Genomic DNA, 14,513 nt, shown 5'->3' with positions numbered 1-14,513 from the left:
CCGTCCGCGCCATATCCGCTGGACATGCGGCCTCCGGCAACCTGCCGCTCCTGATTCTTATGCCATGAAAGCCGCCATGAACGTAGAACTGAAACGGAAAATCGCCTTCGCGCTGTCGATGGGCGTGGTGACCACGGGGATCATCTCCTTCGCCCTGCTCGCTCTCAATGTGGGATTCACCGAGGACTTTGCACTGACCTGGTTGCGTTCCTGGGGCGTCGGCTATGTGATCGTCATCCCCGCCATCCTGCTGGTCGGGCCGCGTCTGCAAGCGCGGGTCGAGCGCTGGGTCCGCTAGACGATCGTGATGGGATGCTGCCGCGGTCCGCGCTCCAGCAGCGCCGCCAGCCTGCGCAGCGCGTGCGCCAACTGGGCCCGGTCATCCACCCCGCCCAGCGAAATCCGGATGGCATTGGGTGCGCCCGCGCCATCCCAGAACACATCGGAGGGCGTGACCCGCAGGTCTTCCGCCAGCGCGGCGCTGGCCAGCTGCTGCGCGGACCAGTGGGACGGCAGCCGGTGCCATACGTGGATGCCGCTGGGCGGCAGCTGGCCCATCCCGCTCAGCCAGCGGCTGGCCAGGGCACAGCGCGCCAGCGCTTCGGCGCGGATGCCTTCGAGCAGCTGCATGGCCGAGCCGTCGTGGATCCATTGCGTCGCCAGGGCCGCCGTCATGGGCGCGGGCATCAGCGCAAAGGCGCGTAGCGGCGCCAGCAGGTCGTCGCTGCCGCGGCCTTCGGGCAACAGCACATAGGCGGTGCGCAAGCCCGGGCTCAGCGCCTTGGACAGCGTCGCGACGTAATAGGTGCGGGCGGGAGCAAAGCGCGCCAGCGGCGGCGGTGCGGACGGCGTCAGCAGCCAGTAGGGATCGTCCTCGAGCAGCGCGATGTCGCAGCGCTCCGCCGCGCTGGCCAGCTCGGCCCGGCGCGAGGCCGGCATGGTGTGGGTGGTGGGGTTCTGCGCGGTCGGGTTGAGGTAGGCCAGCGTGGCGCCCTCGGCGCGGGCGGCGACGAGCGCGTCGGGCAGCATCCCGTCCGCGTCGCACGGCGCGACCACCACGCGCCGGCCCAGCTGCGCCGCCGCGGCGCGGATGCCCGGATAGGCCAGCGGTTCGGTCACGATCGCATCGCCGGGCCGGGTGCGGCTGAGGATCACGGCGGCCAGCGCGGCCTGCGCGCCGGGACACACCACCAGCCGCGCGGTGTCGACCGGCCCGAACATCGGCGCCAGCCAGAGCGCGCCGGCCGACCGGTCCGAAGCACTGCCGCCGCCAAGCTGATAGGTCATCAGCAACTGCGGGTCGCTGCGCAGCAGCACCTGGTTCAGGCCGCGCCGCAACAGGTCATGGAAATCCACGCCCGCCGGCGGCGGCGGCACGTTCATGCTCATGTCGACCACCCGCGCCAGCTCCGCTCGCGGCGCGGCGATAAACGTCCCGAGCGCGCCCCTGGCCTCGATCAGCTGGCGCCGCCGGGCCTCGTTGTAGGCGCGCGTGACCGTGGTCAGGTCGACGCCGAGCGCTTGCGCCAGGCTGCGCTGCGGCGGCACGCGGTCGCCGGCCACGAGCCGGCCGTCGCCGATGGCTTGTTCGATGTATTCGACGATCTGCAGGTAGCGGGCGATGCCGGAGGTGGTGATCCGCAGATCCCATCCGGCCGTGATCGCGCCCTCTTGTATGGGTTCTGTTGCCAAAATTTTCCTAGATGTATGGCCTTTGTCTTCGAATAGCATGCCAGACATTGCCGAAGGAATCCATACAAGCCACGCCCGCGCGGGGCTGACGCAGCACTTGAATCGGGCGCGTGGCCGGATGCCTTCGGTAATCCGTAACCAAGGTGTCCGACATGCTCAAACCTACCGCCGGGCCGGCAAACCAGAACCGACAAGGCCCGCTGCCCCGCCAGCCCTCCCGCCACAGTCCATCGCCAACCCGGCCGCACCGTATCGGCGTCTTGCTGCTCGCAGCCGGCCTGAGCGCCCTGCTCAGCGGCTGCAACCTCGAACTGCTCGATCCCAAGGGCAGCATCGGCGCGCAGGAGAAATCGCTGATCCTGATATCGCTGTTCGTGATGCTGATGGTGGTGATCCCGGTGATCTTCCTGACGCTGTGGTTTGCCTGGCGCTACCGCGAAAGCAACACGCGCGCGACCTACGCGCCCACATGGTCGCACTCGACCAGGATCGAGATCGTGGTGTGGGGCATCCCGTGCGTGATCGTGGCCTGCCTGGCGGTGCTGATCTGGGACTCCACGCACAAGCTCGACCCGTACCGCCCGCTGGAATCCGAGGTCAGGCCGCTGCAGGTCGACGTCATCGCGCTGAACTGGAAATGGCTGTTCGTCTATCCGGAGTACGGCGTCGCCTCGGTGAACCAGCTGGCGATCCCGGTCGGCACGCCCGTCAGTTTCCGGCTGACCTCGGAGTCGATGATGAACGCGTTCTTCATCCCGCAGCTTGGCAGCATGGTCTACACCATGGCCGGCATGCAGACCCGCCTGCACCTGATCGCCGAGTCGCCCGGCGTCTATCTCGGCCAGTCGGCGGCCTATAGCGGCGCGGGCTTCTCGGACATGCATTTCAAGACCCTGGCGAGCTCGCGCGAGGAATTCGACGCGTGGATCGGCAAGGCCCGCGCTTCGGGCCAGGCGCTCGATGCGAACACCTATCGCGCGCTGGAGCAGCCCAGCAGCAAGGACCCGGTCACGCTGTACGCATCGGTGACGCCGAAGCTGTTCGACCAGGTGGTCGACAAGTACATGCAGGCCTACGGCGCGGTGTGCCGCGCGGACACTCCTGAATCTCTGCAGGCCTTCCAGCGCGTCTCCTCGGCGCTGCCCGGCCGCATGGAGCAATGACATGCTAGGAAAACTGAACCTCGAGGCCATCCCCTACCACGAGCCGATCATCATGGGGACGCTGGCCGTGGTGATCGTGCTGGGCGCCGCGCTGCTCGGCGCCATCACCTACTACCGCAAGTGGAAATACCTGTGGACCGAGTGGATCTGCTCGGTCGACCACAAGAAGGTCGGGGTGATGTACATCATCCTGGCCCTGGTCATGCTGCTGCGCGGCTTTGCCGACGCGATCCTGATGCGCACGCAGCAGGCCATCGCCTACGGCGATGCGGCCGGCTACCTGCCCCCGCACCACTATGACCAGATCTTCACCGCCCACGGCGTGATCATGATCTTCTACGTCGCCACGCCGCTGGTGGTGGGGCTGATGAACGTGATCGTGCCGCTGCAGATTGGCGCGCGCGACGTGGCCTTTCCGTTCGTCAACTCGCTCAGCTTCTGGCTGTCGGCGATGGGCGCGGTGCTGGTGATGCTGTCGATGTTCGTCGGCGACTTCGCCGCGACCGGCTGGGTGGCCTACCCGCCGCTGTCCGAGCTCGGCTACAGCCCGACCGTAGGCGTCGACTACTACATCTGGTCATTGCAGATATCCGGGCTCGGCACCACGCTGACCGGCATCAACTTCATCGTCACCATCCTGCGCATGCGCGCGCCGGGCCTGACGCTGATGAAGATGCCGGTGTTCACCTGGACCGCGCTGATCACCAACATCCTGATCGTCGCCATCTTCCCGGTGCTGACCGCCACGCTCGCCCTGCTCACCGCCGACCGCTACCTCGGCATGCATTTCTTCACCAACGAGTTGGGCGGCAACGCCATGATGTACGTGAACCTGATCTGGATCTGGGGGCACCCCGAGGTCTATGTGCTGATCCTGCCCGCGTTCGGCGCGTTCTCGGAAATCATCGCCACGTTCTCGCGCAAGCCGCTGTTCGGCTACAAGTCGATGGTCTATGCGACCTCGTCGATCGGCGTGCTGTCGTTCTTCGTCTGGCTGCACCACTTCTTCACCATGGGCTCGGGCGCCAACGTCAATGCCTTCTTCGGCATCATGACGTCGATCATCTCGATTCCGACCGGCGTCAAGCTGTTCAACTGGCTGTTCACCATGTACCGGGGCCGGATCCGCTTCCATACCTCGACCATGTGGACCATCGGCTTCATGGTGACGTTCGCGATCGGCGGCATGACCGGCGTGCTGCTGGCGGTGCCGGGCGCCGACTTCGTGCTGCACAACAGCCTGTTCCTGGTGGCCCACTTCCATAACGTGATCATCGGCGGCGTGCTGTTCGGCTGCCTGGCGGCGATCAGCTTCTGGTTCCCGAAGGTGTTCGGCTTCAAGCTCAACGAGTTCTGGGGCAAGGTGTCGTTCTGGTGCTGGCTGGCCGGCTTCTTCCTGGCCTTCATGCCGCTCTACGTGCTGGGCTTCAAGGGCATGACCCGCCGGATGAACCACTACGCCAACGTCGACTGGCATCCCTACCTGGTGGTGGCGATGATCGGCGCCTTCGTCATCGGCGCCGGCATCCTGGCGATGATGGTGCAGCTGGCCGTCAGCATCCGCGACCGCAAGCACAACCGCGACCTGACCGGCGACCCGTGGGACGGCCGCAGCCTGGAATGGTCGACCGCATCGCCGGCGCCGTTCTACAACTTCGCCAAGGTCCCGAACATCACCTCGCTGGAACAGCACTGGGATGACAAGGAGGCGGGACGAGCCTGGCGCCAGCCCGCCCGGTACGAGGACATCCACATGCCGCGCCCCACCGCGGCCGGCTTCCTGGTGTCGGTGTTCGGACTGGTGTCCTGCTTCGCGCTGGTCTGGCACATGTGGCTGGTCGCCGTGGCCGGGCTGCTCGGCGCGATCGCGACCTTCGTGCTGCGCAGCTACGACCGCGATGTCGACTACTACGTCCCGGCCGCCGAAGTCGAGCGCATCGAGCGCGCCCGCTACGCCCAACTGCAGCAAGCTGCCTGAGCCATGAACCCGACGCTATCCCCTACCCTGCACCGCCCGGGCCCGGACGCCGCACACGCGACCGCACCCGCCGACCACGGCCATCACGATGCCGCCGCGCACACCACGCTGGGCTTCTGGCTCTACCTGATGAGCGACTGCCTGATCTTCGCGGTGTTGTTCGCCACCTTCGGCGTGCTGTCCGGCAACACCGCCGGCGGCCCTGGGGGGCAGCAACTGTTCGAGTTGCCGTTCGTGTTCGCCGAGACCATGGTGCTGCTGCTCAGCAGCTACACCTTCGGCCTGGCCATGCTGCGCCAGGACGCCAATGCCGCGCCGCGCATGATCCGCTGGCTGGCGGCCACCTTCGTACTGGGCGCAGTGTTCATCGCCATGGAGGTCTACGAGTTTGCCCACCTGCTGCACCAGGGCGCCGGCCCCGGCGTGAGCGCCTACCTGTCGGCGTTCTTCACGCTGGTCGGCACCCACGGCCTGCACGTCACCGCGGGCCTGTGCTGGCTGGCCGTGATGATCCACCAGATCCGGCGCTTTGGCCTCGACGACATCGTGCGCCGCCGGCTGGCGTGCCTGAGCCTGTTCTGGCACTTCCTGGACCTGGTCTGGATCTGCGTCTTCACCTTCGTCTACCTGCGGGAGTTCGCATGAAGCCGTCCCACCTTCATTCCGTCCATCCGGACCAGCACGCCACCCACGGCAGCGTGCGCAGCTACACCATCGGCCTGCTGCTGTCGGTGGCGCTGACCGTGGCCTCGTTTGCCTCGGTGATGACCGGCGCGTTGCAAAGCCACGCCGCGATCGCGCTGGTGGTGGGCCTGTGCGTCGCGCAGCTGCTGGTGCAGCTGGTCTACTTCCTGCACCTGGGCACCGGTCCCGGGCAGCGCGGCAATACCGCCATCTTCGCCTGCACCGGCTTCCTGATCGTCATCGTCGTCGCCGGCTCGCTGTGGGTGATGCACAACGCCGACCTCAACATGATGCCGACCGACATGTCGATCGAACGGGCACGGGCCAAAGACTAGCGCACGGGCGCGAGGAGACCTTCACCATGTATGTCTATGACGAGATCGACCAGCGGCTGGTCGACGAGCGGGTCGTGCAGTTCACCGACCAGACCCGCCGCTTTCTCGATGGCGAGCTCGACGAGGAAGAGTTTCGCGTGCTGCGGCTGCAGAACGGGCTGTATATCCAGCGCCATGCGCCGATGCTGCGCGTGGCCATCCCCTACGGCATGCTGTCGTCGACGCAGCTGCGCAAGCTGGCGCAGATCGCGCGCCGCTGGGACCGTGGCTACGGGCACTTCAGCACGCGGCAGAACCTGCAGTTCAACTGGCCGCGCCTGGAAGACGCGCCCGCCATCCTCGCGGAACTCGCCACGGTGCAGATGCACGCGATCCAGACCAGCGGCAACTGCATCCGCAACACCACTACCGACCACTTTGCCGGTATCGCGCCCGACGAGTTGGTGAATCCGCTGGTGTGGTGCGAGATCGTGCGGCAATGGTCGATGCTGCACCCCGAGTTTGCCTACCTGCCGCGCAAGTTCAAGATCGCGATCAGCGGCGCCACCACCGACCGGGCCGCGGTCGGCGTGCATGATATCGGGCTGCAGGCGGTCGAGCAGGAAGGACAGGTCGGCTTCCGCGTATGGGTCGGCGGCGGCATGGGGCGCACGCCCATGGTCGGCAAGCTGATCAATCCCTTCGTCGCCTGGCAGGACCTGCTGACCTACCTGCAGGCCACGCTGCGCGTCTACAACCTGCATGGCAGGCGCGACAACAAGTACAAGGCGCGCATCAAGATCCTGGTGAAGGACCTCACCCCCGAGGTCTTCCGCGAACAGGTTGCCGAGCAGTGGCAGCGCATCCGGGGCGGCCCGGATACCGTCACCGAAGACTTCGTCGAGTCGGTGGCGGCGCGCTTCACCGTGCCGCCTTATGACCCCGCCGCGGCGGACGATGCCGATGAAAGCGCCCGGCTCGCGCAGACCGACCGTGCGTTCCGGCTCTGGCTGCGCAGCAACGTCCATCCGCACCGCGTATCCGGCTATGCCGCGGTGACGGCATCGCTAAAGGCAACCGGCCGCGCGCCGGGCGACATGACCGCCGACCAGATGGAGCTGATGGCCGACCTCGCCGAGCGCCACGGCTTTGGCGAGCTGCGGGTCTCGCACGAACAGAACCTGATCCTCGCCGACGTGCGGCGCAGCGGCCTGCCTGCGCTGTGGCGCGCGCTGGATGCGGCGGGCCTGGCCACGCCCAACGTCGGCCGGATCACTAACATCATCGCCTGCCCGGGCGGCGACTTCTGCTCGCTCGCCAATGCGGTGTCGATCCCGCTGGCGCAGGCAATCCAGGAGCGTTTCGAGGACTTGGACCACGTGCACGACATCGGCGAGCTCGACCTCAACATCTCGGGCTGCATCAACTCGTGCGGGCATCATCATGTCGGCCATATCGGCATCCTCGGCGTCGACAAGGCCGGCGAGGCCTGGTACCAGGTCACCCTGGGCGGCCGGCAGAACGGCGCCGACAGCCAGGACGGCGGCGGCGGCGCGGCGATCGGCCGCATCATCGGCCCCTCGTTCGCACAGGAACAGGTGCCTGACGTGATCGAGACGCTGATCGGCACCTACCTGGCGCATCGCGACAGCGATGCCGAGCGCTTCGTCGACGTGGTCGCACGGATCGGCCTGGCACCGTTCCAGGCGGCCGTGTACCCGGACGGCGGCAAGCGCGGCGCGGCGGTGCGCTAGCCCTGCAGCATCCGCGAGGAGATGACCGATGCTAGCCCTGCCCAGTGCCACCCCCGAAGACCTATGGAGTGCGATCGCCGGCCTCTCCGCCGAGCAGCTGCACACGATTCTCGATATCGCCAATGCCGCGCCGGGGCCGACCGAGGACCTCGATTCGTTCAGGCGCCGCATTGCCGGCGTGTTCGCCAATGTCGCCGGCTTCGCCCCGGCGCCGCCGCCGGAACCGATCGTGCGGGAGATGTGGGAGAAATACCGAGGCTGAACGGGAACCGCGCAGCCAGCCACTCTGGTTATACTTGGCCAAGTTTTGCTCCTGTTCGGTTTTCCCCCGCAATTCCACCAAAGTTCTCCGGAGCCACGCCATGCGAACCGGGCATTGCGCCAGCCGTTCACGGCATGCCTTGCCAGAGAAGAGGCTGCGCAAACGCTACCGCGCGCTCCCGGCCTTTGCCGCGGCCTTCGCAACGGCCTGCGGGGCACAGGATTTCGATGCCATCGAACGGCCGTTGTGGGAAGCCGGGCTCGGAGTCGGCGGCATCACCCTGCCGCACTACCGAGGCTCGGATGCACGCGCCAACCTGCTATTCCCGGTGCCCTACTTCGTCTATCGCGGCGAGCATCTGCGCGCGGACCGCAACGGCGTGCGTGGCAAGCTGTTCGACAGCGACCGGATCGAGCTCAATGTCAGCCTCGGCCTCTCGCTCCCGGTCAAGAGCAGCGAGGATGAAGTCCGACGCGGCATGCCGGATCTCAAGACCGCGGTGGAAATCGGGCCGTCGCTGGCAGTGACGCTTTGGCGTTCCGCCGAGGACCGTACCAGGCTCGATCTGCGGCTTCCCATACGGCTGGCCATCACCGTCGAATCGTCGCCCAAGGCGATCGGCTGGATCTTCTCGCCCAACCTGAACCTCGACGTTGCCAACGTCGGCGGCCTGCCCGGCTGGAACCTGGGCCTGATGGCGGGGCCACTGTTCTCGACCGCGCGCTACAACCAGTATTTCTATTCCGTCGAAGAACAATTCGCGACCGCGGCACGTCCGGCCTACAGCGCGCAGGGTGGCTATTCCGGCAGCATGGCGCTGGCTTCGCTGTCCAAGCGCTTTCGCCATGTCTGGTTCGGCGCCTTCGTCCGCTACGACCGGCTCGACGGCGCCAGCTTCGAGAACAGCCCGCTGGTGCGCCGGAAAGACGCCCTGGCCGCCGGACTGGCACTAAGCTGGATCTTCGGTCAGTCGTCGACCTACGTACCAAGCCGGGAATAAGGCCGCGGCCGGCTCATGGCATATCGGCGCGAGACCGGCGCCGGGGCAGGCGCATGCGATATATTTCCGCATGCCGCCGTGGCCACATTTCCCGAACCCAACACAGAGAAAAACGAAAATGCCAATGACAAGGACGATCGTCAGCGCCGTTGCCCTGCTCTGCGCCGCCCCGGTGTTCTCGCAGCCGGCCGCGCCGGCCGCCGGGCTGTCGCCCACATTGACCCGCGTCGCCCAATCGGGCGTGCTGCGCGTCTGCACGCCGGGCGACTACAAACCCTTCAGCTTCATGAAGTCGGAAGGCCAGTACGAAGGGCTCGACGTGGACCTGATGACGTCGCTGGCCAGTTCGCTCGGCGCCAAACCGCAATTCGTCAAGACCAGCTGGGCCACGCTGATGCCGGACTTCGTCGGCGGCAAGTGCGATATCGGCGCCGGCGGCATCTCGGTGTCGCTGGAACGCCAGAAGCAGGCCTATTTCAGTGCGCCCTACATGGTCAATGGCAAGACACCGATCACGCGCTGCGAGAACGTGCAGCGCTTCCAGACCGTGGAGGCCATCAACCGGCCCGGCGTGCGCGTGATCGCCAATCCCGGCGGCAGCAACGAGCGCTTCGCCCGCACCCACCTGTCCCAGGCCAGGCTGACCATGCACAAGGACAACCTGACGATTTTCGACGAGGTGATCCAGGGCCGCGCCGACGTCTTCGTCACCGAGGCCGCCGAAGCCATCGTCCAGAGCAAGGCCCATCCCGAGCTGTGCGCGGTCAATCCCGACAAGCCGCTGCAGTACGCTGAGATGGGCTATCTGCTGCCGAATGGCGACGAGGTGTTCAAGCGGTACGTCGACCAGTGGCTGCACCTGGCCAGGGCCGGCGGGGAGTTCGATGCGCGCCGTGCGGTATGGCTGGGGAAGTAGCATGGCGCATGGCGCCCGGCCGCCCGACGCAATACCGGCGGATCCTGGCCCCGTGACCCGGGCACCCGGGCCGTGACCGGCCCGGGAGAACGACCGCGCTAATTCACCGGCGTAAAGACCGGCGCCCCCTGCTTCTTGAGCAGGAACACGACAAACTTCGCTGGCCTGGTCTTGCTGGCATTGCGACCGACGGTGTGGAGGTCGTCCGGGCCTTCATAGAAGGTCTCGCCCGCCTTCAGCGTAACCTCCTTGCCGCCCTTCACGCCCATCACGATGCTGCCTTCGAGCACATAGACGAACGCATGCGCGTCATGGCGATGCACCGGGTCGAAGCCGCCGGGCGGGTACTCCACCGTGATCATCTGCACTTCCTTGCCCGCGTAGTCGGGCAGCGCCCTGGTGGTCAGAGACTGGACCACCACTTCCGGCGGCGCGGCGCTGGCCAGCGGCGCCGACAGCAGCAGCACCAGGCTCGCCGCCATGGCAATCGACTGTTTCATGGCATTACTCCAGGTTGGCCTTGTCCAGCCCGAAGGCCTTGTCGGAGGAACCGGGGACCATGCGGAACGCTACGTTCAACCGGTTCCAGGTATTGATGGCGCCCACCAGGAAAGTGAGGTCGGACAGCTCCTTCTCGGAATACTGCGTGCGCACGCGCTCGTAGACATCGTCCGGCACCCCTTGCGCGGGCAGCTGGGTCAGGGCCTCGGTCCAGGCCAGCGCGGCGCGCTCGCGCGCCGAGAACAGCGTCGATTCACGCCAGATCGCCACGTGATGCAGCCGAAGCTCGCGCTCGCCGTGGATCTTGGCCATCTTGATGTGCATGTCGACACAGAACGCGCAGCCGTTGAGCTGCGACGCGCGAATCTCGACGAGCTCGCGAATGTGCTGCTCGACCGTCGTTTTAGGGAACAGGCTGTTGAGCTCCATGAGCTTCTTGGACAGCTCCGGAGACTGCTGGAAGTAGTTGAGGCGTTGCGTCATGATCGCTCCTGCTGAGATGGCGGGGATGCCTGGCGGCGCTGCGCCGGATGGCAGGCAGGTACCGCTTGGAACGAAGCGTAGCCGTGGGCCGGACGCACCGGTAGTGCCGCAGCAGTACACGCACTGTTACCTCGCCGGCACCAATCGTCGGGCACGATGCGGCTGCGCCGGGTCTGCCGGCAGCGGAACTACCGGACCGCGTTGGCTTCGCGCTCGAACTCGCGGATCACCGGGTTGCCCAGGATGGCGTCCCGGCCGGCTTCGATCAGGCGATCGACATCCTGCTCGGGCAACCGAAGCCGGGTCGGCAGCTCGTTCAGGCTCGCGGCACGCGCCTTGTCGAGGGAGTCGAATGCGATCCGCGTGACGAAGAATTCGACATCGTCGCAGCGCCAGCCTGGACGGCTTGCGGCGATGGCCTGCTGCCGTGCAAACGGCATGGCGCAGCGATAGGCGACCAGGTCGTTGCGCCACTGGCGCGTCATGGGCACGAAGGCGTCATAGCTCATGCGCACGTTGGTGGCCATGGCGGCGTCGATGGACGCGTTTGCCACTTCGATCCCCGACGGGCCAACCTGGCTTTGGTTCCAGTCGCCACGCGGGCCCTGGCCGGCATCGACCACGACAAACAGCAGCCGGCGCACCTTGATGGCGTCGTTCTCGCTCATGGGCCCGTAGGCCGTGCCCAGCAGCAGGCGCGACTGGAAAATGGTGGCTAGCCCGTAGTTGTCCGTCACGCCGCCGTCGACCAGCTTGATGTACTTGCCCTTGGACAGATCCCGGTGGCCGCGCACGGCAACCGCCAACGCGCCAATCAGCAGCGATTGCCCCGGCGCCTCGGCGTGATCCAGGTTGGGCAGCGGCGCGCGGCAAGCCTCGGGATGTTTCTCCAGCACGATGGGCGCGAAGAACAGCGGCACCGCCATCGACGCCGCGACCGCCTCGGAGACGGGAAAGCTGGCGAGATCGCTGCAAAGCGCATCGAAGGCGAGCTGGCTGAACGGAAATGCGACCCGATAATAGACGTTGGTGGCGTTGATCCACACCAGCGGCTTGCCGCGGCGGAACATGTCGGCGTAGGTGGCCCCCTGGAACACGTCCTCGTCCAGCCAGGTCCGGAGGTCTTCCCGATTATTGAGGCCCCCGCCAAAGAGCCGCGCAATATTGAAGGGGTTAAGGAGGCTGAAGCGCAGCCGGGCCTCGCCGTCCTTCAGCAGCACCGACCGGAACGTTGCCAGGCTGTCCTTGCCGTGCAGGCCGTAGTAGGCGGCGGTGAGCGAGCCTCCGGACACGCTGCTGATGAAGGCCACGTCGTCGAGCAAGGACGCGCCGCCGGAACCCCGCATGGCGTCAAGCCCCTGCAGCGCGCCGAAGGCGAACGCCGCGGCGCGCGTGCCGCCGCCGGAGAACGCCATGGCGACGGTAGTCGGCCCGGCGACATCGGCGGGTTCACGCAGCGGTACGGTGGCGCTGGCGGCCGCCGCCTGGGGCAGGTTGCGGGGGACATTGTGAGAAAGCGAGCCGCAGGCGCCGACTCCCGCAAGCAGGAGCACCATCAGGGCGCGGCCGGCCTTGCCGAAGGTGCCGCGCCCGCTTCCTGGCCGGCCCGGTGGACCGGGCAGGCAGTTGTTCCGGCGGAGAGAGGGATCGTGACAAGACATGCTTGGCGTGGCGTAGGCTGCTGGATGGGATGGTCGAGATGCGTTGCCGCAAGCATCCGGTGGCGGATGCCTCAGCATGATATGGCATCACGTCGGCCACGGCACATACCTCGCCACCGACGGGATCGCCGTCACGATCGCTGACCCGAAGACCTCGGGGCGGCAGCGGAACCCATCGCCCGCTATGCGTTTTGCAGATACCAGATGTCGGAATTCTTCAATTTACTGCGTGTCGACCGCTTCATACACTGCTCCGAACAAAAAGAAGCATCCGGAGACAGACATCGTGAATCCCACCCCACGCGCCAGCCCGCACCAGGCCGCGGTCGGTTGCCCGAAGCCGCACCTTTGCCCGATACTCCCTTGCAGCGCACCCGCCCCGGCAACGCTACCGCGGCGGCCAGGCCGTACGGCCCAACACCCCCCGAGCACTGAAGCATGAGCACCGAAAATCCACTGCAGTTCGTTCTGGAGCCCCATCCCGGCCCCACCCCCGCCGAGCAGATCGCTGCCAGGCTGGAGAGCCCCGTCTTCGGTCGCGTGTTCACCGACCACATGGTCACGATCCGTTGGACCGACGGTCGCGGCTGGCATGACGCCAGGGTGGAAGCACGCCGACCTTTCCAGATCGACCCCGCCTGCGCAGTGCTGCACTATGCGCAGGAGATCTTCGAAGGCATGAAGGCATACCGTGGCGAGGGCGGCAGGATTTCGCTGTTCCGGCCGCAGGAAAACACCAGGCGTTTTCGTGCCTCCGCCGCCCGCATGTCGATGGCGGAACTGCCCGAAGCCACCTTCCTGCAAGCCGTGGAAGCGCTCGTCGATATTGACCGTGCCTGGATTCCCGGCAGCGAGGGCAGCCTGTACCTGCGCCCGTTCATGTTCGCCTCGGAGAGTTTTCTCGGGGTGCGCGCCTCGGCCGAATACATATTTTGCGTGATCGCATGTCCGGTCGGCCCCTATTTCAAGCCGGGCAAGTCCGCCGTGACCGTCTGGGTGTCGGATCAATACACCCGCGCGGCTTCCGGCGGCACCGGCGCCGCCAAGTGCGGCGGCAATTACGCGGCCAGCCTGATTGCGCAGACCGAGGCTGCGGCCAAGGGCTGCGACCAGGTGGTGTTCCTGGACGCGGCGGAGCACCGCTGGATCGAGGAGCTCGGCGGCATGAACGTGTTTTTCGTGATGGATGACGGCTCGCTGCGCACGCCGCCCCTGAAAGGGACCATCCTGCCGGGCATTACCCGCGCTTCGATCATCGAACTGGCGCGGCACGAGGGCATTCCGGTCGACGAAACGCCCTACGACTTCGAGTCGTGGCGCGCCGATGCAGCCAGTGGCCGGGTCAGGGAAACCTTCGCCTGCGGCACCGCCGCGGTCGTCACCGCGATCGGGCAGGTGCGCCACGCCGGCGGCGAATTCACCATCGGCAACGGCGGCGAAGGCGAAGTCACGCAACGGCTCCGTACCTTGCTGACCGGCATCCAGCGCGGCAGCATCGCCGACCCGTTCGGATGGGTGCACCACGTCGACTGAGACCGGCGTGATTGACCTCGGCGGCGAGCAAGGCATCGCAGGGCAACGCTCGCCGCGTTGATTTGGCTTGACAGCTGTCCCCGCCGCCTCTGCGGTCTGGGCAATTCCAAAAAAATTACCGGGACCGGCGCGCGACCTGCATGCCGGCAAGCGCTGTCGTCTACCCGTCGGCACGCTGCCCGGATGCCACCGCACCGCATGCCTCGTCGCCATCTCCGGCGCGGATCCGTGCGCGCGCGCGGCACAACCCATGCAGGAGATCCCTATATGAGCTTGTTCCGAACCAAGAACATCGACGCCATGCTGGCGCAGACGCACGCTGCCACCCTGAGGAAGGTGCTGGGTCCGGTCGACCTGGTGCTGATGGGCATCGGCGCCATTATCGGCACCGGCATCTTCGTGCTGACCGGCACCGGCGCGTTGACCGCGGGGCCGGCGCTGACGGTGTCGTTCGTGATCGCGGCGCTGGCGTGCGGCTTTGCCGCGCTGTGCTACGCGGAGTTCGCCTCGGCGATCCCGGTGTCGGGCTCGATCTATACCTACAGCTACGCCACGCTGGGCGAGATCGTCGC

Annotated in this window: 14 protein-coding genes and 1 pseudogene; 11 read left to right on the top strand and 4 right to left on the bottom strand. The window is 66.6% G+C overall.

The window, feature by feature from the left end; translation table 11 throughout:
* The first annotated feature begins 76 nt into the window (after positions 1 to 76).
* The gene (locus U9J39_RS22940) at positions 77 to 298 is read left to right on the top strand and encodes a DUF2798 domain-containing protein (protein WP_115706793.1); all 222 of its coding nucleotides are present in this window, start codon (positions 77 to 79) and stop codon (positions 296 to 298) included.
* Here the strand turns inward: U9J39_RS22940 and U9J39_RS22935 are convergent.
* On the bottom strand, positions 295 to 1,695 hold the full coding sequence (locus U9J39_RS22935) for an aminotransferase-like domain-containing protein (protein ID WP_442784921.1): 1,401 nt from the start codon (positions 1,693 to 1,695) through the stop codon (positions 295 to 297). The genes U9J39_RS22940 and U9J39_RS22935 overlap by 4 nt on opposite strands.
* 149 nt (positions 1,696 to 1,844) lie before the next feature.
* On the opposite strand from U9J39_RS22935, the gene cyoA reads away from it, so the two are divergent.
* The 8 genes and pseudogenes from cyoA (at position 1,845) to U9J39_RS22895 (ending at position 9,763) form a co-directional block, all read left to right on the top strand.
* A complete protein-coding gene (gene cyoA / locus U9J39_RS22930; protein ID WP_326348164.1) occupies positions 1,845 to 2,855 on the top strand; it encodes a ubiquinol oxidase subunit II in 1,011 nt (336 codons plus the stop codon).
* Position 2,856: 1 nt separating this feature from the next.
* Positions 2,857 to 4,833, top strand: coding sequence for a cytochrome o ubiquinol oxidase subunit I (gene cyoB, locus U9J39_RS22925; protein ID WP_116312490.1), 1,977 nt, complete (start codon positions 2,857 to 2,859; stop codon positions 4,831 to 4,833).
* Between the two features lie 3 nt (positions 4,834 to 4,836).
* Positions 4,837 to 5,478, top strand: coding sequence for a cytochrome o ubiquinol oxidase subunit III (gene cyoC, locus U9J39_RS22920; RefSeq protein WP_116312489.1), 642 nt, complete (start codon positions 4,837 to 4,839; stop codon positions 5,476 to 5,478).
* Positions 5,475 to 5,852 carry a cytochrome o ubiquinol oxidase subunit IV gene (cyoD, locus tag U9J39_RS22915; RefSeq protein WP_116312488.1) on the top strand — a complete coding sequence of 126 codons (378 nt, stop codon included), beginning with the start codon at positions 5,475 to 5,477 and terminating at the stop codon, positions 5,850 to 5,852. Before cyoC ends, cyoD begins: the two co-directional genes overlap by 4 nt.
* 26 nt (positions 5,853 to 5,878) lie before the next feature.
* Positions 5,879 to 7,610: pseudogene (locus U9J39_RS22910) on the top strand (nitrite/sulfite reductase).
* A 3-nt stretch (positions 7,611 to 7,613) separates the two neighbouring features.
* On the top strand, positions 7,614 to 7,847 hold the full coding sequence (locus U9J39_RS22905; protein ID WP_115709281.1) for a hypothetical protein: 234 nt from the start codon (positions 7,614 to 7,616) through the stop codon (positions 7,845 to 7,847).
* A gap of 139 nt (positions 7,848 to 7,986) precedes the next feature.
* The gene (locus U9J39_RS22900) at positions 7,987 to 8,847 is read left to right on the top strand and encodes a MipA/OmpV family protein (protein ID WP_240987667.1); all 861 of its coding nucleotides are present in this window, start codon (positions 7,987 to 7,989) and stop codon (positions 8,845 to 8,847) included.
* A 124-nt stretch (positions 8,848 to 8,971) separates the two neighbouring features.
* The gene (locus tag U9J39_RS22895; protein WP_115709277.1) at positions 8,972 to 9,763 is read left to right on the top strand and encodes a transporter substrate-binding domain-containing protein; all 792 of its coding nucleotides are present in this window, start codon (positions 8,972 to 8,974) and stop codon (positions 9,761 to 9,763) included.
* Between the two features lie 98 nt (positions 9,764 to 9,861).
* On the opposite strand, the gene U9J39_RS22890 is transcribed toward U9J39_RS22895, so the two are convergent.
* The 3 genes from U9J39_RS22890 to U9J39_RS22880 form a co-directional block, all read right to left on the bottom strand.
* Positions 9,862 to 10,263 (bottom strand): cupin domain-containing protein, encoded by a 402-nt coding sequence (locus U9J39_RS22890; RefSeq protein ID WP_326348163.1) that lies wholly within the window; start codon positions 10,261 to 10,263, stop codon positions 9,862 to 9,864.
* A 4-nt stretch (positions 10,264 to 10,267) separates the two neighbouring features.
* Positions 10,268 to 10,747, bottom strand: coding sequence for a carboxymuconolactone decarboxylase family protein (locus tag U9J39_RS22885; protein ID WP_115709274.1), 480 nt, complete (start codon positions 10,745 to 10,747; stop codon positions 10,268 to 10,270).
* A 188-nt stretch (positions 10,748 to 10,935) separates the two neighbouring features.
* Entirely contained in the window at positions 10,936 to 12,303 is a 1,368-nt protein-coding gene (locus tag U9J39_RS22880) for a patatin-like phospholipase family protein (protein ID WP_240987666.1), read from the bottom strand.
* A 543-nt stretch (positions 12,304 to 12,846) separates the two neighbouring features.
* Here U9J39_RS22880 and U9J39_RS22875 point away from each other — a divergent pair.
* Positions 12,847 to 13,941 carry a branched-chain amino acid aminotransferase gene (locus U9J39_RS22875; protein WP_326348162.1) on the top strand — a complete coding sequence of 365 codons (1,095 nt, stop codon included), beginning with the start codon at positions 12,847 to 12,849 and terminating at the stop codon, positions 13,939 to 13,941.
* A gap of 267 nt (positions 13,942 to 14,208) precedes the next feature.
* Positions 14,209 to 14,513 (top strand): amino acid permease (locus U9J39_RS22870; protein WP_326348161.1); only part of this gene is annotated, 305 nt, incomplete at its 3' end.

The sequence above is a fragment of the Cupriavidus sp. SS-3 genome (genome assembly GCF_035818815.1).
In the GTDB taxonomy this organism is placed as follows: domain Bacteria; phylum Pseudomonadota; class Gammaproteobacteria; order Burkholderiales; family Burkholderiaceae; genus Cupriavidus; species Cupriavidus taiwanensis_C.
The sequence above is the reverse complement of the archived record's forward strand: the minus strand, read 5'-3'. Positions and strand labels throughout refer to the sequence as shown.